The 19,180-nt window shown below is 68.7% G+C and carries 19 protein-coding genes; 8 read left to right on the top strand and 11 right to left on the bottom strand.

Annotated features, from left to right (window positions below; translation table 11 throughout):
- Window positions 1-18: 18 nt before the first annotated feature.
- The gene (gene pncB, locus ABWV53_RS12270; RefSeq protein ID WP_353366220.1) at window positions 19-1,263 is read right to left on the bottom strand and encodes a nicotinate phosphoribosyltransferase; all 1,245 of its coding nucleotides are present in this window, start codon (window positions 1,261-1,263) and stop codon (window positions 19-21) included.
- Window positions 1,264-1,465: 202 nt separating this feature from the next.
- The gene (locus ABWV53_RS12265) at window positions 1,466-2,326 is read right to left on the bottom strand and encodes a cysteine hydrolase family protein (RefSeq protein ID WP_353366218.1); all 861 of its coding nucleotides are present in this window, start codon (window positions 2,324-2,326) and stop codon (window positions 1,466-1,468) included.
- A gap of 178 nt (window positions 2,327-2,504) precedes the next feature.
- On the opposite strand from ABWV53_RS12265, the gene ABWV53_RS12260 reads away from it, so the two are divergent.
- Window positions 2,505-3,218 carry an NUDIX hydrolase gene (locus ABWV53_RS12260; RefSeq protein ID WP_353366216.1) on the top strand — a complete coding sequence of 238 codons (714 nt, stop codon included), beginning with the start codon at window positions 2,505-2,507 and terminating at the stop codon, window positions 3,216-3,218.
- 104 nt (window positions 3,219-3,322) lie between these two features.
- Here the strand turns inward: ABWV53_RS12260 and ABWV53_RS12255 are convergent, their stop codons facing one another.
- The 4 genes from ABWV53_RS12255 to metK form a co-directional block, all read right to left on the bottom strand.
- Window positions 3,323-3,508: a DUF1328 domain-containing protein gene (locus ABWV53_RS12255; RefSeq protein ID WP_056668781.1), complete on the bottom strand. Its 186-nt coding sequence runs from the start codon at window positions 3,506-3,508 to the stop codon at window positions 3,323-3,325.
- Window positions 3,509-3,673: 165 nt separating this feature from the next.
- Window positions 3,674-4,294, bottom strand: coding sequence for a LysE family translocator (locus ABWV53_RS12250; RefSeq protein WP_353366213.1), 621 nt, complete (start codon window positions 4,292-4,294; stop codon window positions 3,674-3,676).
- Window positions 4,295-4,435: 141 nt separating this feature from the next.
- The gene (locus tag ABWV53_RS12245) at window positions 4,436-5,227 is read right to left on the bottom strand and encodes an AraC family transcriptional regulator (protein ID WP_353366211.1); all 792 of its coding nucleotides are present in this window, start codon (window positions 5,225-5,227) and stop codon (window positions 4,436-4,438) included.
- Between the two features lie 189 nt (window positions 5,228-5,416).
- A complete protein-coding gene (metK, locus tag ABWV53_RS12240; RefSeq protein WP_353366209.1) occupies window positions 5,417-6,598 on the bottom strand; it encodes a methionine adenosyltransferase in 1,182 nt (393 codons plus the stop codon).
- A 130-nt stretch (window positions 6,599-6,728) separates the two neighbouring features.
- On the opposite strand from metK, the gene ABWV53_RS12235 reads away from it, so the two are divergent.
- Window positions 6,729-7,613 (top strand): lysophospholipid acyltransferase family protein, encoded by an 885-nt coding sequence (locus ABWV53_RS12235; protein ID WP_353366207.1) that lies wholly within the window; start codon window positions 6,729-6,731, stop codon window positions 7,611-7,613.
- Complete coding sequence (locus ABWV53_RS12230; protein WP_353366205.1) at window positions 7,610-8,482, top strand: lysophospholipid acyltransferase family protein; 873 nt, start codon at window positions 7,610-7,612, stop codon at window positions 8,480-8,482. The genes ABWV53_RS12235 and ABWV53_RS12230 overlap by 4 nt, the downstream gene beginning before the upstream one ends.
- Window positions 8,483-8,505: 23 nt before the next feature.
- Here the strand turns inward: ABWV53_RS12230 and ABWV53_RS12225 are convergent, their stop codons facing one another.
- Window positions 8,506-9,459 (bottom strand): alpha/beta fold hydrolase, encoded by a 954-nt coding sequence (locus ABWV53_RS12225; RefSeq protein WP_353366203.1) that lies wholly within the window; start codon window positions 9,457-9,459, stop codon window positions 8,506-8,508.
- 52 nt (window positions 9,460-9,511) lie between these two features.
- On the bottom strand, window positions 9,512-10,279 hold the full coding sequence (yihA, locus tag ABWV53_RS12220; RefSeq protein ID WP_353366201.1) for a ribosome biogenesis GTP-binding protein YihA/YsxC: 768 nt from the start codon (window positions 10,277-10,279) through the stop codon (window positions 9,512-9,514).
- Between the two features lie 93 nt (window positions 10,280-10,372).
- On the opposite strand from yihA, the gene ABWV53_RS12215 reads away from it, so the two are divergent.
- The 5 genes from ABWV53_RS12215 (at window position 10,373) to msrQ (ending at window position 16,553) form a co-directional block, all read left to right on the top strand.
- Entirely contained in the window at window positions 10,373-11,032 is a 660-nt protein-coding gene (locus ABWV53_RS12215) for a c-type cytochrome (protein ID WP_353366199.1), read from the top strand.
- A 154-nt stretch (window positions 11,033-11,186) separates the two neighbouring features.
- The gene (locus ABWV53_RS12210) at window positions 11,187-13,352 is read left to right on the top strand and encodes a cytochrome c biogenesis protein ResB (protein ID WP_353366197.1); all 2,166 of its coding nucleotides are present in this window, start codon (window positions 11,187-11,189) and stop codon (window positions 13,350-13,352) included.
- Window positions 13,349-14,689: a c-type cytochrome biogenesis protein CcsB gene (gene ccsB / locus ABWV53_RS12205; RefSeq protein WP_353366195.1), complete on the top strand. Its 1,341-nt coding sequence runs from the start codon at window positions 13,349-13,351 to the stop codon at window positions 14,687-14,689. The genes ABWV53_RS12210 and ccsB overlap by 4 nt, the downstream gene beginning before the upstream one ends.
- A gap of 153 nt (window positions 14,690-14,842) precedes the next feature.
- Window positions 14,843-15,841, top strand: a complete 999-nt coding sequence (gene msrP / locus ABWV53_RS12200; RefSeq protein ID WP_353366193.1) for a protein-methionine-sulfoxide reductase catalytic subunit MsrP — start codon at window positions 14,843-14,845, stop codon at window positions 15,839-15,841.
- A gap of 91 nt (window positions 15,842-15,932) precedes the next feature.
- Window positions 15,933-16,553 (top strand): protein-methionine-sulfoxide reductase heme-binding subunit MsrQ, encoded by a 621-nt coding sequence (gene msrQ, locus ABWV53_RS12195; RefSeq protein WP_353366191.1) that lies wholly within the window; start codon window positions 15,933-15,935, stop codon window positions 16,551-16,553.
- 77 nt (window positions 16,554-16,630) lie between these two features.
- Here the strand turns inward: msrQ and ABWV53_RS12190 are convergent, their stop codons facing one another.
- The 3 genes from ABWV53_RS12190 to lptM all read right to left on the bottom strand — a co-directional run bounded on the left by ABWV53_RS12190 (window position 16,631) and on the right by lptM (window position 19,179).
- Window positions 16,631-17,449 (bottom strand): oxygen-binding di-iron domain-containing protein, encoded by an 819-nt coding sequence (locus ABWV53_RS12190; RefSeq protein WP_353366188.1) that lies wholly within the window; start codon window positions 17,447-17,449, stop codon window positions 16,631-16,633.
- 138 nt (window positions 17,450-17,587) lie between these two features.
- On the bottom strand, window positions 17,588-18,880 hold the full coding sequence (gene lysA / locus ABWV53_RS12185; RefSeq protein ID WP_353366186.1) for a diaminopimelate decarboxylase: 1,293 nt from the start codon (window positions 18,878-18,880) through the stop codon (window positions 17,588-17,590).
- The gene (gene lptM / locus ABWV53_RS12180; protein WP_353366184.1) at window positions 18,877-19,179 is read right to left on the bottom strand and encodes an LPS translocon maturation chaperone LptM; all 303 of its coding nucleotides are present in this window, start codon (window positions 19,177-19,179) and stop codon (window positions 18,877-18,879) included. The genes lysA and lptM overlap by 4 nt, the downstream gene beginning before the upstream one ends.
- Window position 19,180: the final 1 nt, after the last annotated feature.

Genomic DNA, 19,180 nt, shown 5'->3' with positions numbered 1-19,180 from the left:
AGGAAGAGGAAAGGGCGTTCAGGCGGCCGGCGTGGTCTTCAAGGCCGTTGAGCCCGGTGGTGCCGGCGGGCTGACGTTGAACACCTGCCGCAGGTAGGCGAGGAAGGTTTCATCGTCGCAGAGCGTCTTGCCCGGGCTGTCGGAGAGCTTCGCCACCGGCTGGCCATTGGCCCGCACGATCTTCATCACGATGTGCAGCGGCCGTAGCGCGGGGCTGTCGCCCATGTCGTTGGTCAGCTGCGTGCCGATGCCGAAGCCCAGCTGCACGCGGTCGCCGAAGTGGCGGTAGAGCGCGATGGCGCGGTCCACGTCCAGCCCGTCGGAGAACACCAGCCGCTTGGTGTGCGCATCGATGCGCAGGCGCGCGTAGTGCGCCAGCGCCTTCTCGCCCCACGCGACCGGGTCGCCCGAGTCGTGCCGCAGGCCGTCGAACAGCTTGGCGAAGTAGAGGTCGAAGTCAGCGAGGAAGGCGTCCATGCCCACGGTGTCGGTCAGGGCGATGCCCAGGTCGCCCCGGTATTCCTGCACCCAGTCCTCCAGCGCGGCCTGCTGGAAGTCGCGCAGCCGCACGCCAAGCGACTGGTAGGTCTGCAGGTATTCGTGCGCCATGGTGCCGATGGGCACCAGGTTCAGGTCGCGCGCCAGCAGCACGTTGCTGGTGCCCTTGAACCACTGCGGCACCTCGCGGGCCAGGGTCTGCACCACCTCGCGCTGCCAGGGGCCGCTGAAGCGCCGGCGCAGGCCGAAGTCGAACATCTCGAACGGGTGGCGGCAGGCGGCCTCGCCCGCCAGGCGGCGCAAGCGGTCCAGCTTCGCGGCGAGCCGCGCCCGGCCGCCCGCCAGCGCAGCCGCCTGGTCCGCGCGGCGGAAATAGAGCTCGTTGACGATGGCCAGCACGAAGATCTCGAAACCCATCACATGCACCTGCGGCCCACGCGCCACGATGGCCAGGCCGTCGCCCTCCGCCCGCGCCTCGATGAAGCCGCGCTGGAACTGGAAGAGCCGCAGGAAGTCCACGAAGTCGCTCCTGATGAAGCGCAACCCGCCCAGGTAGTCGAGCTCGGCGGGCGTGAAGCGCAGCGCGCAGAGCTGGTCCAGCGCCGCGTTCACCTCGGGCAGCAGCTCGGCCAGCGGATAGGCCGGGCGGTTGCGGCAGACGAAGCGGTATTCGGCCTGCGTCTGCGGATGGCGGTGCAGCAGCGCCTGCCACATGGTGAACTTGTAGAGGTCGGTGTCGAGCAGGCTGGTGATGACGGGCTGCATGGTTTTGCTCATGTATTGATAGCTGGATGGTCAGGCGCTAGGGGAGCTCTGCACGAATCGAGCGGAAAGAGGGCGCTGCGGATCGGGAGGGGCTGCAAGGCGCCAACCGCAGTGATAGCCGTAGCTATCGCGAGGATTGGCAACGTCGCAGACTGCCCGAATCCGCAGATGCACACGGCGCGGTGATGCGTGCAGAGGTTCCCTAGAGTTTGATTTGACTGGAATTCGCAAGCTGAACGCCCTGGCTGCGCATGGCACCCAGAAAGGCTTCGTGCTGTGCCTCGAAGCCCGCCACCGGGCTCATGCAGTTGGTCAGCAGCACCATGCGGTCCGGTGCCCAGCCGGGTTGGCGATCGGGCAGGTGCTGCACCAGGTGTTCGACGGTGGAGCGCACGCAGTGGCTGCTCGCTTCGCCCGCCACCACCAGCAGGTCGGCGGTGGCAAGAAAGTCCAGCAGGGGCAGGTTGAGCGCGGTGCCGGGGTCGGCCGGGTCGGGTACCTCGGCCTGGATGGCGCTGTAGTGCTCGGTCCACGGGTTCAGTCCCTTGAACACGTTGCGCACCGCCCGCTGCTGCGCCGCCTGCCACGTGCCCAGCGCTGCCAGCAGGCTGGCGTGCACGCCGTGCCCCCAGCTGCCGACCTCGCAGTGCACGGGCCACACCATGAGCGTGTAGCGGCCCTGGGCCTCGAGCGCGTCCAGGTAGGCGAGCACGCGGGGCAGGGAGGAGGCGTCGCGCGGCACGTAGCCACCCGCCCGCACCTGGGCCGCGGTGATGGGGGTGAAGGGCACCACGTCGCCCCCGGCGCCGGTGCGCCAGAACCCCGGGTGGGCGATGTCGTAGCGCTGGTGCGAATCGAGCGTCACCGTCACGGCGTCGATGCGGCGGCTCTGCGTGTCCAGCCAGTGCGCGAGCCGCTGCATGTCGCCATGGGCACCGGCCACCGGCAGCGCCGGGGCGATGGGTTGGCCGTGGAGCGGCGCGAGGCCATGCCAGTCGGCGGGCAGATCGCAGAAGTCGTTTTGCGGATCGATGGCGAGCAACTGGATGCGGGAGCGGGGCATGAAGGTTCTCCGTGACGGTGTGACGGCAGTCTAATGGTGTTAGTTATTTATTGCAACTAAGTCGCCTGAAGGGGGCATGGCCGAGGCCACGAAAGTCGCAGGACCTGGGCGCGCGAATCGGAGGGAACGCTGCGCAGGCAGAGGGTGCTAAGCTTGTTCGTCCACTCTTGCACCGAACATGGCTCGTGCTGCTCCATCCCGCCCCATCGACGTTCCCGAAAGCCCGTCCCCCGTGCTCTGCACCGTTGACGTGGTGCTGCTGGCGCTCGATGCCGGTGCGCTTAAGGTGTTGCTGCTCCGCCGTGACCATGCGCCCTATGCCGGTGCCTGGGCACTGCCGGGCGGCTACATCCACCCCGAGGAAGATGCCGACGCCCAGGCGGCGGCATTTCGCGTGCTGCGGGCAAAAGCCGGCGTGGAAAGCCCCTATCTCGAACAGCTGGCGACCTTTTCCGGGCTGGCGCGCGATCCGAGGGGCTGGTCGGTGGCCGTGGCGTACTACGCGCTCGTCCCCGGCTCGCTGCTGTCCGCCTCCGAGGCGCTGCCGGGCATGCGCTGGCTACCGGTGGATGCGCTGCCTGCGCTGCCGTTTGACCATGCGGAGATCGTGCGCACGGCATTGGAGCGCCTGCGCGGCAAGAGCCTCTACTCGTCGCTGCCGGTGTACTTGTGCGGGGAGCGCTTCACCCTGCCGCAGCTCCAGGCCGCTTACGAGGCGGTGCTGGGCGAGCCGCTCAACAAGGTCAGCTTTCGCCGCAAGATGGAGGAAATGGCGATGCTGGAGCCCGTGGAGGGAGCCTTGCACTCGGGCGGTGCGCACCGGCCGGCCCAGCTCTACCAGCTCAAAGCCCGCTTCCGCCGCAACCTGTCGCTGTTGCCCCGGGGGCTGTAAGCGGCGCTGCCCGGGCCGGCACGAGAGTGCTGGCGCCGGGCAGCGGGGACGGACCAGTGGTGGCAGGGCGGCAGCCGCCAGTGCCCTGGCGGCTCCGCCCCGGGTTATCGAAGCGCCTTGCGCGCCGCGCCCACGCCCATCACCGCCAGGATGACGAACACCACGGCCAGCACCAGGAACAGGATGAACAGGATCTTGGCGATACCGGCAGCGCCTGCGGCCACGCCGGTGAAGCCCAGGGCGCCTGCGACGAGCGAAATGATGGCGAAGATGATGGCGAACTTGAGCATGGGAGAACTCCTTGAAAATTGCAGACGGTGGGCACCGGTGTGCGTTGACGATGGAGCAACGATAGATTTCGGTCCGCGCCAGCCACGTCGGCCGTGCGAGGTGAAAAGCGTAGGAGCCGGTCGATCCGCACCGCAATGGCGCTCGGCCCGGGCGTGGCTTTTTCTTCAGCGCAGCGCGTTGATGGCCATGCCGGCGGCGAGCGCCAGCAGCACGGCGCCGGTCGCACGCTCCAGCCGCCCTACATGGCGGGCGAAGCGCCGCATCACCACCGGGTGACCGGCTGCGGCCGCAACCAGCAAGTCCCACCCCAGCACGGCACATACCGTCCAGACACCGCATATCGCCTGCAGATAGCCGGGTGAAGAGGCCAGCAAGGTGAAGAGACTGGCGTACGACAGGGCGTTTTTCGGATTGAGCAAGGCGTTGATGAGCCCCATGCGCAGTGCTTGCGGCCATCCAGGCGCCAGGGCATCCGCCGCTCTCGGCGCCTGCACCGTGACGGGCGTGCCCGGTGAGCGCACCAGCCGCATGCCCAGCCATGCCAGATAACCGCAGCCGCCCCACTGCAACGCCGTGTACAGCATCCTGCCCGGCTGCACCGAGGACAGCCCTGCCCATGCCAGCGCGATGAAGAGCCCGTTGGCTAGCGCCACGCCCGCACAGATACCGCTCGCGCGGCGCCAGCCATGCAGGAGTGCCGTGCGCACGATGAGAAAGAAGTCGGGCCCGGGGCTCAGCAACGCCAGGAAATGCACACCGGCCACGATCAAAAAGAGTTCAAGCACCGTTTCGCCTTTGCTGCGGTCACGCGGGCGGGGTGCCTGCGGGTTGCCACAGTCTGGCGAGCGGGGGAGATGCCGTCTTGGAAAAAAAGACCAGGATGCGGCTGCTAGGCGGATGCGGGACAGACCCGTCAGGCGCTCAGCTCAGCGCCGGTACTCGCCCGGCGTCGCCGCCACGTGCTGCTTGAAGACGTGGTGAAAATGGCTCTGGTCGTAAAAACCCAGTGCGTGCGCCACGGAGGCGAGCGCCTCGCCGGTGCGAAGCCGCTCTCGCGCTGCGTTGACACGCAGATCCAGCTGGTAGGCGTGAGGCGTCATCCCTGTGACTGCACGGAAGGCGCGCACCAGCGCGCGTGGCGACGTGCCGGCCCTTTCTGCCAGCAGCGGCAGGGGGACCGCGTCCTCCGGCTGGGCATGCAGCAAGGCGAGCGTCTTCGCGACCGGTGAGTCGGCGGCGGCAGGCGCGAGAGGCACGGCGTCTCCGGCTCGCCAGCGGCCTTGCAGCACGAAACTCCGGATGGCTGCTTCCTTCGACTGCGCACAGGCGCTGGAGAAGATCGACTGGTTGAGCGCCGTGAACGCCTGGTAGGCCTGGGCTTCCTTCACGACCAAGGCATGGGACGGCCACGATGCAGCTCTGGCCGCGTTCAGAACGCCCTCGGCCCAGGCGGCGTCCAGATGCAGCATCTGATAGCTCCACGGCATGCCGGGCGACGGATTGCAGGCGTGGGTGCAGCCGGCCGGCACCACCACCAACGTCCCTGGATGCAGCGGTACGCTGTGCCCTTGCGAGGTGAAGACGCTGCGGCCTGCGTCCACTGCGCCGATGGAGAGTGTGGTGTGTGTGTGGGGTCGGTAGCAGGCGCGGTTTTGAACGGCCCGGCGGCTTTCGGCGAACGGCAGCGCAGGATCGCGCCAGAAGGCGGCAGAGGTCATGGCGGCCGATGTTAAAGGGCGGGCCGCCGACCCGCTGCGCGGGTTGCCGGGCTTACAGCCCGGCCGCTGCGCGCAGCGCGGTGATATGAATGGCTTGTGGCTGCGGCGCGGCCCTTTGGGCCTTCACATCGCTGCGCGATGTGAGCCTCGCCGCAAGGCCGCCGAACCCGCTGTGCGGGTTGCCGGGCTTTACAGCCCGGCCGCTGCACGCAGCGCGGCGGCCTTGTCCGTCTTTTCCCAGGTGAACTCGGGTTCTTCGCGGCCGAAGTGGCCGTAGGCGGCGGTCTTTTCGTAGATCGGGCGCAGCAGGTCGAGCATCTGGATGATGCCCTTGGGGCGCAGGTCGAAGTGCTCCTGCACCAGCTTGGCGATCTGGTCGTCGGGGATCACGCCCGTGCCTTCGGTGTACACCGTCACGTTCATGGGGCGGGCCACACCGATGGCGTAGGCCACCTGGATCTGGCACTGGCGTGCCAGGCCCGCGGCCACGATGTTCTTGGCCACGTAGCGGGCGGCGTAGGCGGCCGAGCGGTCCACCTTGGTCGGGTCCTTGCCGCTGAAGGCGCCGCCGCCGTGCGGGCAGGCGCCGCCGTAGGTGTCGACGATGATCTTGCGGCCCGTGAGGCCGCAGTCGCCTTGCGGGCCGCCGATGACGAAGCGGCCGGTGGGGTTGATCAGGTACTTGGTGTCCTGCAGCCATTCCTTGGGCAGCACGGGCTTGATGATCTCTTCGATCACGGCTTCGATGAAGCTGGGCTTCATCGTCTTGGCGGTTTCCGACTGGTCGGGGTGGTGCTGGGTGGAGAGCACGACGGTGTCGATGCTGTGCGGCTTGCCGTCCACGTAGCGCATGGTCACCTGGCTCTTGGCGTCGGGCCGCAGGAAGGGCAGGCGGCCGTCCTTGCGCAACTGGGCCTGGCGCTCGACCAGGCGGTGCGCGTAGTAGATGGGCGCGGGCATCAGCTCGGGCGTCTCGTCGCAGGCGTAGCCGAACATCAGGCCCTGGTCGCCGGCGCCGGTGTTCAGGTGGTCGTCGCTGGCATGGTCCACGCCCTGGGCGATGTCGTTGCTCTGCTTGTCGTAGGCCACCAGCACCGCGCAGCCCTTGTAGTCGATGCCGTAGTCGGTGTTGTCGTAGCCGATGCGCTTGATGGTGTCGCGCGCGACCTGGATGTAGTCGACGTGCGCGTTGGTGGTCACCTCGCCGGCCAGCACGACCAGGCCGGTGTTGGTCAGCGTCTCGGCCGCAACGCGGCTCAAGGGGTCCTGCTGGAAGATCGCGTCGAGGATGGCATCCGAGATCTGGTCGGCCACCTTGTCGGGATGGCCTTCGGAAACGGACTCGGACGTGAAAAGGAAATCGTTCGCCATTTGAATAAACTCCGGTGTTCAGCTTTTGGGGCGTTGCCCTCAGCCCGGGAGCCTGTGGCGAACGCTTTAGCAGTGTTGTTTTACGTCGCCCTGCAAGTTGCTCATTTAACTCAGCGACCGCGCCATTTTAATGCCATCCCTGTTTCGTTTCTTCGCGGCCTGGCCGCTGTGGCTTCTGCACGCGGTGGGCGCGGGCCTGGGCTGGGTCGTGTTCGCGGCCTCGCCCACCTACCGCCGCCGGTTCATCGAACACGCGGCGCTGGCCGGCTACCGGCTGCGCGACGTGCGGGCCGCCGTGGGCCACGCCGGCCGCATGGTGGCCGAGATGCCGCGCCTCTGGCTGCGGCCCGAGTCGCCGCCTTACCGGATCGAGGGCGCGGACTGCGTCGAGCGCGCCTGGGCGGCGGGCAAGGGGCTGGTCTTCCTGACGCCGCACATCGGCTGCTTCGAGCTCTCGGTGCAGGCCGCGGCGCAGCGCTGGAGCGGCGCGCACGGCCCCATCACCATCCTCTACCGCCCGGCGCGCCAGCCCTGGCTGGCCGAGATTCTGGAGACCGCGCGCCACCGCCCCGGCGTGGCGCCCGTGCCGACGACGCTGCTGGGCGTCAAGCAGATGATCAAGGCGCTGCGCCGGGGCGAGGCCGTGGGGCTGCTGCCCGACCAGGTGCCCCCGCAGGGCATGGGCATCTGGTCGCCGTTCTTCGGCCGCCCGGCCTACACCATGACGCTGGCGGCCCGGCTGGCCCAGCAGACCGGCGCCACCGTGGTGCTGGCGCGCTGCGAACGGCTGCCCCGCGGCCAGGGTTATGTGCTGACCTTCGAAGACCTGCCCGCGCCGCTGGATGCCGCCGACCTGGACGCTGCCGTGCTGCAGGTCAACCAGGCCATGGAGCACACCATCCGCCAGTGCCCGCAGCAATACCTGTGGGGCTATGGCCGCTACAAGCAGCCGCGCAACGAGGCGCCGCCGCCGGCCCCGGGCGCCGGCAAGGCCCCTGGCGGGGCCGCCGCATGATGTCGCGGATTGCTATCGCCCTGCTGGGTGCGCTGGGCCGGCTGCCGCTGCCCGTGCTGCGGGCCATCGGTGCCGGGCTCGGCCGGTTGCTGTTCGTGCTGGCGGCGGGGCGCCGCAGGGTGGCGTTGCGCAATCTGGCGCTGTGCTTTCCGGACATGCCCGATGCGCAGCGCCGGGCCCTGGCGCGCGAGTCGTTCGAGGTCTTCTGCCAGACCTTCCTGGACCGGGGCTGGCTCTGGGCCGGCTCCGAAGCGCTGGTGCGCAGCCGCGTGCGGCTGACCGGCGCGCTGCACGAGCTGGAGGGCGACGCGCCCACCATCGTCTTCGCCCCGCACTTCTACAGCATGGACGCGGGCGGCCTGGCGCTGCCGCTCAACACCCGGCGCGAATTCACCTCGATCTTCGCCACCCACCCCGACCCGGTGCAGGACGCCTGGTTCATGGCCGGGCGCCAGCGCTTCGGCAACGTGCGCATGCTGAACCGGGCCGATGGCGTCAAGCCCATCCTGTCCACCCTGCGCAAGGGCGGGCTGCTGTACCTGCTGCCCGACATGGATTACGGCCCGAACGACTCGGTCTTCGTGCCGTTCTTCGCCGTGCCGCGGGTGGCGACGATTCCGTCGCTCTCGCGCTTCGCCCGGCTGGGCCGCGCCAAGGTGGTGGCGCTCTACAGCCGCATGACGCCCGAGGGCTACGTGGCCGAGCTGACGCCCGCCTGGGAACATTTTCCGACCGACGACGCGGTGGCCGACACGGCCCGCATGAACCGCGAGCTGGAAGCGGCCATCCTCACCATGCCCGGCCAGTACTACTGGGTGCACCGGCGCTTCAAGACCCGGCCCGAGGGCGAGTCCTCGGTTTACGAGTGAGATCAGGCGCCGGCGCGCATGGATCAAGCGCCTGAAGCTATCGAATCAATAGCATTCGAGGCGGATTGCTGGCGTGACAGCAGGCTGGTGAGCGCCGCCGCCACGGCCTCGGGCTGCTCGTGCACCACCCAGTGCGATGCCGCCGGCAGCGGCTGCACCCGCAGGTCGGGCACCCAGTCGCCCAGGCCCTCCAGCAGGCCGGGCAGCAAGGCCGGATCGTTCAGGCCCCACAGCACCTGGGTCGGCACGCGCACGGTCAGCATCCCGGGGGGCAGCTGCACGGCGGCGGCGCCCGGGTCGTCGCTGCCGGGCGGGCGCAGCGGGCTGGCGCGGTAGTAGTTGCAGGGGCCGGTCAGGCCCTGGCGCCACTGCCGGCGGTACTGCTCGCGCACGGCCGGGGTCAGCCAGTCGGGCGCGCCGCCGCCGCCGGGCGTGTTGAAGAAGCCGAACATGCGGGCGAAGTCGTTCTCGGCCAGCAGCGCCTCGGCATCGGGCCGGCACAGGAAGCGCATGTAGTCGCTGGCGGCCTGCTGGGCGGGGTTGTTCTGCAATTCGCGCACGAAGGCGCCCGGGTGGGGCGAATTCACGATCAGCAGGCGCTGCAGCAGCTCGGGCCGCTGGTTGGCCACGTTCCAGGCCACGGCGCCGCCCCAGTCGTGCGCGACGAGCGCGGCCAGCGGCTGGCCGGCGCCGCACTCGGCGGCGATCAGCGCCACCACGTCCTGCACCAGGTGCTTGGCGCGGTAGGCCTGCGCGTCCGCCGGGCTGCTGGAGGGGCCGAAGCCGCGCAGGTTGGGCGCCACGCAGCGCCAGCCGCCGTGTTCCGGCCGGGAGAAATGTGCGAGCAGCCCGTCCCAGATGAAGGCCCCCTCGGGAAAGCCGTGCAGGAACATCAGCACGGGCCGGCCGGCTTCGCCGCTCACGCGGCAGTGCAGGGTGATGCCGTGCGGCAGGGCGTGGTCCACGGTGTCGATCATGCTGCGCTATGCTTTCTATAGCTGCCGGCGCAGATGGGACGGGCGCTGCAGGCTAATTGGATGGAGAGGGGGCGTCGCGGTCCGCGTCGTCGGCTGGCGTGTCGTCGCCCGGGGGCGCATCACCGGCGGCAGCCTCGGCGGTGCTGCCTGCCACCGGGTGCGACCACTGCCACAGCAGCTGGGCGACCTCGTCGACGCCCTGTTTCTTGAGCGCCGAGAACATCTTCACCTCGCCGCCGCCCGCCTGCAGTCGCGTGATGGACAGCACTTTGGCCTGCTCGGCGCGGGTCAGCTTGTCGGCCTTGGTCAGCAGCACGAGGAACTTCAGGCCCGCTTCGACGCGCGGGCGCACGGCCTCCAGCAGCGCCTCGTCCAGCTCGGTCAGGCCCAGGCGCGGGTCGCACAGCAGCACGATGGCCGTCAGGCCCTGGCGCGAGCGCAGGTAGTTCACCATCACCTGCTGCCAGCGCTGCTTGTCCGAGCGCGACACGGCCGCATAGCCGTAGCCGGGCAGGTCGGCCAGCACCGCGTCGGTCACGCCCTGCTTGCCCAGGGCGAACAGGTTGATGTGCTGCGTACGCCCCGGCTTCTTGGAGGCGAAGGCCAGCTGCTTTTGCTGGGTGAGGGTATTGATGCAGGTGGACTTGCCGGCGTTGGAGCGGCCGACGAAGGCGATCTCGGGCACGGTGATGTCCGGCAGGTGGTGCAGCTGCGCCGCCGTGGTGAGAAAACGTGCGGTGTGCATCCAGCCCATGGCGACCTTGGCGTCGGGTGCGGGCGGAAGACTGCCAGCAACTGGCGCATGTGATGTAGTCGTCATAAATCGGGGTTTGAAGGGATACGGCGCAAAGGGTGGCGATTGTAGAATCGTGTGGTTTTCGTGCCGCAATACCACAAACAAGAAACCCTCGATATGAAGTTGCTTGCCTCCTTGCTGATGGCTGCCGCGCTGGCAGTTCCCGCCATGATGGCCCAAGCGGCAGGCGAGGCCCAGGCCCCGGCCGCTGCGGCGCAAAAGCCCGCCCAGCCGGCCAAGCCGGACCTGGTCAAGGGCGAGGCCAGCTACACCGCCGTGTGCGTGGCCTGCCATGCGGTCGACGGCAATTCGTCCATCGCGGCCAACCCCAAGCTCGCGCAGCAGCACCCCGAATACCTGGTCAAGCAGCTGCAGGAATTCAAGTCCGGCAAGCGCAAGGATCCGGTCATGCAGGGCATGGCGGCCATGCTGTCGGACGACGACATGCGCAACGTCGCCGCCTGGCTGGCCACCAAGCCCGCCAAGGCCGGCTTCGCCAAGGACAAGGAACTCGTCGGCCTGGGCGAGCGCATCTACCGCGGCGGCATCGCCGACCGCAACATCGCCGCCTGCGCCGGCTGCCACAGCCCGAACGGCGCCGGCATCCCGGCCCAGTACCCGCGTCTGTCGGGCCAGCACGCCGACTACACCGCCAAGCAGCTGGTCGAATTCCGCGAGGGCAAGCGCGGCAACAGCCTGCAGATGACCCAGGTGGCCGCCAAGCTGAACGACCGCGAGATCAAGGCGGTGGCCGACTACATCGCCGGCCTGCGTTGATGCACGTCAAGCCGCAGGGGTTCTGCGCACGGCTGGGCGGAACCTCCCGCCGATAATCACCACCCAAGACGGGCGGGCGCATCTGAACGGATGGCCCGCCCTTGTCGTTTGGGGCCCCGGCCGCCGATTCCCTCCGCCTTCCTTTTCTCTCTTCATGTCCGACTCCACCCACGGCATCCGGCTCCAGTCGCGCTCGCAGGCGCTGCGGGCCGCGATCGAGCTGCTGTCGTCGATGCGGTTCGCCATCGCGCTGCTGACGGTGATCTGCATCGCCTCGGTCATCGGCACCGTGCTCAAGCAACACGAGCCGGCGGTGAACTACGTGAACCAGTTCGGCCCCTTCTGGGCCGAGGTGTTCCTGGCGCTGCACCTGAACGCCGTCTACAGCGCGTGGTGGTTCCTGCTGATCCTGGCCTTCCTGGTGATCAGCACCTCGCTCTGCGTGGCCCGCAACGCGCCGCGCTACCTGAGCGACGTGCGCAACTACAAGGAAAGCCTGCGCGAGCAGAGCCTGGGTGCCTTCGCGCACCGCGCCGAAAACCACCTGCCCGAAGCGCCCGAGGCCGCCGCCCGCCGGCTGGGCGCGCTGCTGGTGTCCGGCGGCTGGAAGGTCAAGCTGCAGCAGCGCGGCGACCGGGGCTGGATGGTGGCCGCCAAGGCGGGCGCCGCCAACAAGATCGGCTACATCGCCGCGCACAGCGCCATCGTGCTGATCTGCCTGGGCGGCCTGCTGGACGGCGACCTGGTCGTGCGGGCGCAGATGTGGCTGGGCGGCAAGACGCCCTACGCGGGCGGTGGCCTTATTTCCGAGGTCAAGCCCGAGCACCGGCTCTCGGAGCGCAACCCCACCTTCCGCGGCAATCTGCTGGTGGCCGAGGGCACGCAGTCCAGCATCGCCATCCTGAACCAGTCCGACGGCGTGCTGCTGCAGGAGCTGCCGTTTTCCATCGAGCTGAAGAAGTTCATCGTGGAGCACTACTCCACCGGCATGCCCAAGCTGTTCGCGAGCGACATCGTCATCCACGACAAGGCCACCGGCGAGGCCACGCCTGCGCGGGTCGAGGTGAATCACCCGGCCAGCTGGCGCGGCATCGAGATCTACCAGTCGAGCTTCGACGACGGCGGCTCGCAGGTCACGCTGCGGGCGCGCCCGCTGGTGGCCGGCGTGCAGCCCTTCGAGGTGCAGGGCGTGATCGGCGGCAGCTCGCCCCTGGATGCCGCGGCCTTGGGCCAGCCGCTCACGCTCGAATACGCGGCGCTGCGGGTGCTGAACGTCGAGAACTTCAGCGGCGCCAAAGAGGCCGGCGCGGGCGGGGCGAGCGGTTCCGCCGTCGACGTGCGCAAGGTCGATCTGCGCTCGTCCATCGAATCGCGCCTGGGGGCCGGCAACAAGACCGTCACGCCACGCGATCTGCGGAACGTCGGGCCCAGCATCACCTACAAGCTGCGCGACGCCTCGGGCCAGGCGCGCGAGTTCAACAACTTCATGCTGCCGGTGGACACGGGCGACGGCCAGCCCGTGTACCTGCTGGGCGTGCGCGAGACGCCGTCCGAGCCGTTCCGCTACCTTCGTGTGCCGGCCGACGACCAGGGCAGCATGGACGGCTTCGTGCGCATGCGGCTGGCGCTGGCCGACGGCGCGCTGCGCGAGCAGGCGGTCAAGCGCTATGTGGCGCTGGCGGTGGACCCGTCGCGCCCCGAGTTGGCCGAGCAGCTCAGCCAGTCGGCCGTGCGGGCGCTGGCGCTCTTCGCAGGCGCGTTGCCCAGCAGCGAAAAGAGCGAGCGTGCTGGCCGCGCCGTCGGCGGCCTGCAGGCCATTTCCGACTTCATGGAAGCCAACGTGCCCGAGGCCGAGCGCGCCCGGGCGGGCGAGGTGCTGGTGCGCATTCTGAACGGCACGCTATTCGAGCTCGCCCAGCTGACCCGCCAGCGCGCCGGCCAGCCGCCGCTGGAGCAGAACGCCCAGACCCAGGCCTTCATGACGCAGGCCGTGCTGTCGCTGAGCGACGCGCAGATCTACCCGGCGCCGGTGGCGTTCGAGCTGAAGGGTTTCAACCAGGTGCAGGCCAGCGTCTTCCAGGTGGCCCGCGCGCCGGGCAAGAACATCGTGTACCTGGGGTGCCTGTTCCTCATCGTGGGCATCTTCGCCATGCTCTACGTGCGCGAGCGCCGCATCTGGATCTGGCTGGCGCCCGAGGGTGAAGGCGCGCATGCCACCATGGCGCTTTCGACCAACCGCAAGACGCTGGACGGCGACCGCGAGTTCGGCCAGCTGACCCGGAAACTGATCGGGGCGCCGCCCCACGGAGACACCGCATGAACACCGCCACCACCGAGACGGTCACGTTGAATGAAGGCTGGCTTGCACGCCGCTCCGCCTTCGACTGGGTGTTCGCCGCCATCGTCATCGCGGGCGCGCTCTTCGCGCTGCAGCGCTATGCCGGCGGCATGGACGGGTACGAAAAGGCCATCCTGCTCGGCACCATTCCGTGCATGGTGTGGCTGGGGTGGTTCTGGCGACCGCTGCGCGTGCTGGCGCTGGTGGTGGCGGGCTGCTCGCTGCTGGCCATTGGGCTGTATCAGAACGGCGGCGCGGGCGACCTGGCGCGGGCCGACACCGTGTTCGGGCTCAAATACTTCCTGTCGAGCCAGTCCGCCATCCTGTGGATGAGCATGCTGTTCTTCATGAGCACCGCGTTCTACTGGATCGGCATGTTCTCCCGGGGCGAAGGGCAGACGCTGATGCTGATCGGCTCGCGCCTGGCCTGGACGGCCGTGGCCATGGCGCTGATCGGCACCATGGTGCGCTGGTACGAGAGCCACCAGATCGCGCCCGACATCGGCCACATCCCGGTCAGCAACCTCTACGAGGTGTTCGTGCTGTTCTGCTGGATGACGGCGGCCTTCTACCTCTACTACGAGGCGCAGTACAAGACGCGGGCCCTGGGCGGCTTCGTCATGCTGGTGGTGAGCGCTGCGGTGGGCTTTCTGCTCTGGTACACCGTGGTGCGCGAGGCCCATGAGATCCAGCCCCTGGTGCCGGCCCTGAAGAGCTGGTGGATGAAGCTGCACGTGCCGGCCAACTTCATCGGCTACGGCACCTTCGCGCTGGCGGCCATGGTGGCGTTCGCCTACCTCATCAAGCTGCAGGCGAGCGAAACCCGGTGGTGGCGCCTGGCGCCGCTGTGGCTGCTGGGCGTGGTGCTGTGCTTCGAGCCCATCGTGTTCCGCCAGGGCGGGGCGGACGGCAACGGCGGCGGCTACTGGATGGTCTATTTCGGCATCTCGGCCTTCATCGTGGCCGGCATCCTGCTGGGGCGGCGCCACATCGCGGCGCGGCTGCCGGCGTTCGAAGTGCTCGACGACATGATGTACAAGTCGATCGCGGTCGGCTTCGCCTTCTTCACCATCGCCACGGTGCTGGGCGCGCTCTGGGCCGCCGAGGCCTGGGGCGGCTACTGGAGCTGGGACCCGAAGGAGACCTGGGCGCTGATCGTGTGGCTGAACTATGCCGCCTGGCTGCACATGCGGCTGCTCAAGGGCCTGCGCGGCGCCGTGTCGGCCTGGTGGGCGCTGGTGGGGCTGGCGGTCACCACCTTCGCGTTCCTCGGCGTCAACATGTTCCTCAGCGGGTTGCACAGCTACGGCACGCTTTGACCCTCCCGGTGATCCATCGGGCAGCGGCCTGCGTACGAACCAGGCCCCCGCGTTTTGCAAAAAGCCGAGGGCCAGCGCAGCCCGCGGGATTCAGTTAGATTGACCGACGTCGCCGCACCCCGCTGCCGCCCTTCACGACCCGGAGATCGACCCATGCTGATTCCCTCCCGCCACGACGGTTTCGACCATCCCCATGCCAGCGAGATCACGCCGCGCTCCGTCTACGAAGGCCGGCGCGACATGCTGCGGTGGATGGCGACGGGCGCCGCCGGTGCCGCGCTCGCCTCCTGGGCGGGGCGCGAGGCGCTGGCCCAGCAGGTGGCACGTCCCGGCAAGCTGGCCACGCTGCCGGGTGCCAAGTCCGCGGTGGCGGGCGCCATCGCCATGGACAAGCTCACCGACTACAAGGACGCGAGCACCTACAACAACTACTACGAGTTCGGCGTGGACAAGGCCGACCCGGCCCGCAACGCCCACACGCTCAAGACCTCGCCCTGGACGGTGGAGGTGGAGGGCCTGGTCAACAAGCCGCGCAAGTTCGCCATTGAAGACCTGCTCAAGCTGAGCCCGCAGGAGGAGCGCATCTACCGCCTGCGCTGCGTCGAGGGCTGGTCGATGGTGATCCCGTGGGTGGGCTATTCGCTGGCCGAACTCATCAAGCGCGTGGAGCCCCAGGGCAGCGCGAAGTACGTGGAATTCGTCACGCTGGCCGACAAGGCCACCATGCCTTTCGTGGGCTCGCGCGTGCTGGACTGGCCCTACACCGAGGGCCTGCGCCTGGACGAAGCCATGCACCCGCTGACGCTGCTGGCGTTCGGCATGTACGGCGAGGTGCTGCCCAACCAGAACGGTGCACCCGTGCGCCTGGTGGTGCCGTGGAAGTACGGCTTCAAGAGCGCCAAGAGCCTGGTCAAGATCCGCTTCGTCGAGAAGGAACCGGGCACCGCCTGGAACAAGGCCGCCGCGCAGGAATACGGCTTTTATTCCAACGTGAACCCCAACGTCGATCACCCGCGCTGGAGCCAGGCCACCGAGCGGCGCATCGGCGAGGACGGCCTGTTCGCCAAGAAGCGCAAGACGCTGATGTTCAACGGCTACGAGCAGCAGGTCGGGCAGCTGTATGCCGGCATGGATCTGAAGAAGAACTACTGATGGACGGTCGTCGGGAAGGGCAGGGCGCGCGGGGCAACCCGGGCGCCATGGCGGCGTCGAAGGCTGGGCGCCTGCAGTCGGGTGGCGGTGCATGAAAAAGTGGTTGCTGCACCCCGCCGCCAAGCCGTTGGTGTTCGCGCTCTGCCTGGGCCCGTTCGCCTGGCTCTTCTATGGCGCGCTGGCCAACCAGCTGGGCGCCAACCCGGCCGAAGCCCTGATCCGCTCCACCGGCGACTGGACCCTGCGCCTGCTGTGCGTGGCGCTGGCCGTGACACCGCTGCGCGTGCAGTTCGGGCTGGCCCCGCTGGCGCGCTTTCGGCGCATGCTGGGGCTCTTCGTCTTCTTCTATGCCCTGGTGCACCTGCTGTGCTACAGCTGGTTCGACATGGGGTTCGAGCTGGGCGAGATCGTGCTCGACGTCGCCAAGCGGCCGTTCATCCTGGTGGGCATGCTGGCCTTCGTGCTGCTGCTGGCCCTCGCCGCCACGTCCTTCAACCGGGCGATCCGCTGGTTGGGCGGCAAGCACTGGCAGGCGCTGCACCGCGCCGTCTATGCCGTCGCCGCGCTGGCGTTGCTGCATTTCTTCTGGATGCGCGCGGGCAAGAACCACTTCGGCGAGGTCGCGATCTATGCGGCCATCATCGCGGCCCTGCTGGCCTGGCGGGTCTGGAACCACAGTCGCACGAAGCGGCTGAAAGCCGCGACACGGTGATGCTATTGAAATGATAGCTGACGGCGCTTGATTCATCAGCGCCAGAGGCATATTCGACCTGAATTTCTGCGCGAATCTCAGCGGGAAGGGCCCCTCCGCGCCGCCGGATCGATCCGCGCGGTCGGCAGGCGGTAGGCGGCCTCGTCGAACAGGTCGATGCCGCACTGCAGCTGGTCGAGCCAGTCGAAGAAGTCCCGAATGGCCACGGGGCCCAGGATGGGCGCGCCGTGCTGCGGCACCAGCATGGCGATGTCGAGCTGCCGCGCCATGCGGGTCCACAGCCGCAGGATCTTGTTGGACACCATGTAGCGCCGGTGGAAACCCTCCATGCGCGGAAGGTGCGGCGCCAGCTCGGTCACCGGCACGCGGGCCTGGGCGCCGCTTGTCATCGATACGCCCAGATCGCCGGTGAAGAGGATGCGGCTCACCGGGTCGTAGAAGTGGAAGTTGCCCTCGGAGTGCAGGAAGTGCGCCGGCAGCAGCACCAGTTCATGGCGGCCCAGCGGCAGGTGGCCGCCCGCGTCGGGCACGCCGATCACGCGGTTCTCGGTCTTGCCGACCTTGGTGAAGTGCGGCGCGAAACGTTCCCAGACGCGGGAGATGACCAGCGTGGCGCGGGTGCTGGTCATCCACCGGTCCAGCGAGGCGATGATGTCCGGGTCGGCGTGCGAGGCGATCAGGTAGGAGAGCTTGTGCGGCGGGAAGTGCTGGCTCATGCCGACGAACAGCTCGTTGAACGCCAGGTTGCCGCCGGGGTCGATGATGGCGCCCGTGTCGCCATCGACGATGAGGAACTGGTTGGCCTGCACGGCCTGGCCGTCTTCCTCGATCAGGTCCGAGAACATCAGGCAGGCATGCTGCGCATCTCGGTAGAGCTCTACGGGCGGCTGGGCCATGGCGGCGGTCTTCGGGGCAGTGGAAACGGCCACTGTAGGGCCGCACCGCCAGCGCCTTCTTGATGCGCGTCAAGCAGGCGTGAAGCGCTGGCCCGCAGCCGCCCGGGCCCGCGCGCCCAGGACGCCGTCAGGGCGTGGTCAGGCCTTGACGAGCTGCTCGCAGCGGAAGAGGTCGGTCACCGTCTCGCGCGAGCGGATCAGGTGCGACGCGCTGCCGTCCACCAGGACCTCGGCAGGGCGGGCGCGGGTGTTGTAGTTGCTGCCCATGGCGCTGCAGTAGGCACCTGCCGACAGCACCGCCAGCTGGTCGCCGGGTTGCACCGCCAGCGCGCGGTCGCGGCCGATCCAGTCGCCGCTCTCGCACACCGGGCCGACCACGTCGTAGATCTGCTCCTGCGCCGCCGCGTTGCCGCCGGCCTGCAGCGGGACGATGGCGTGGAAGGCTTGGTACATGGCTGGGCGGGGCAGGTCGTTCATGGCGGCATCGACGATGCAGAAATTCTTCTGCTCGCCCGGCTTCACGTACAGCACCTCGGTCAGGCACACGCCGGCGTTGCCCACCAGCGAGCGGCCCGGCTCGATCATGAACTGCCGGTCGCCGTAACCCCGCGCATCCAGCTTGGCCAGCAGCTTGGCCCAGAGCGCGTCGGCCTCGGGCGGCGTGTCGCCGTTGTAGTTGATGCCAAGGCCACCGCCGAAATCGAGGTGGTGCAGGGGAATGCCGGCGCCTTCGATGGCCTGCACCAGGTCGAGCAGGCGGTCGGTGGCGTCCAGGTAGGGCGTGTCGTCGGTGATCTGCGAGCCGATGTGGAAGTCGATGCCCACCACCTGCAGGCCCGGCAGCGACGCGGCATGTTGGTATGCCTGCAGCGTACGCTCATGCGCCACGCCGAACTTGTTGCCCTTCAGGCCGGTGGAGATGTAGGGATGGGTCTTCGGGTCCACGTTCGGGTTCACACGGATGCTGATGGGCGCCCGGGTGCCCATGGCCACGGCGACCTCGCTCAGCACGTCCAGCTCCGATTCGCTCTCCACGTTGAAGCAGCCGATGCCGGTGGCCAGCGCTTCGCGCATCTCGGCGCGGGTCTTGCCCACGCCGGAGAAGATGATCTTGCGCGGGTCGCCGCCCGCTGCCAGCACGCGCTGCAGCTCGCCGCCGGAGACGATGTCGAAGCCGCAACCCTTCTGCGCGAAGAGCTGCAGCACCGCCAGCGACGAGTTGGCCTTCATGGCGTAGCAGATCTGCACCTTGCGGCCCGCGAAGCCGCGCTGATAGGCCGCCAGCGCCGACAGCATGGACGCCTTGGAATAGACGTAGAGCGGCGTTCCGTGCTCACGCGCTAGATCGGCGAGGGGCAGCGATTCGATGCACAGGGCGTCGTCGCGGTAGGCGATGTGGGGATGGCCGGGCAGGGGGGAAGGCGTGGTCATGGCTTGGAAGGCGAGGCGGAAGACGAAGCGGAGGAGGCCGGCGAATCGGGAGGAGTGGGCGCTGGAAGAGGCGCCGAGGCGGGGGCGGCGGCCGGCACGGCTTGCGGTGGTGTGGCGGATGGCTGGGACGGCTGCCGCTGCTGGACGAAAGGCGTCAGCGTCTGCGGCAGGGTGGCGCGTTGCGCCGCGGCCGGCTCGGTGGGCAGGAACAGCGGGCCCCGCTGGCCGCAGCCGGCGATCGCCGCCACGCTGGCGGCAAGGGCGATCGTCCTGACTAGAATTTGGGAAGCTCTCAACATC

The organism is Acidovorax sp. FG27 (assembly GCF_040365715.1).
GTDB lineage: Bacteria > Pseudomonadota > Gammaproteobacteria > Burkholderiales > Burkholderiaceae_C > Paracidovorax.
This window is presented reverse-complemented; position numbering and strand designations above follow the sequence as displayed.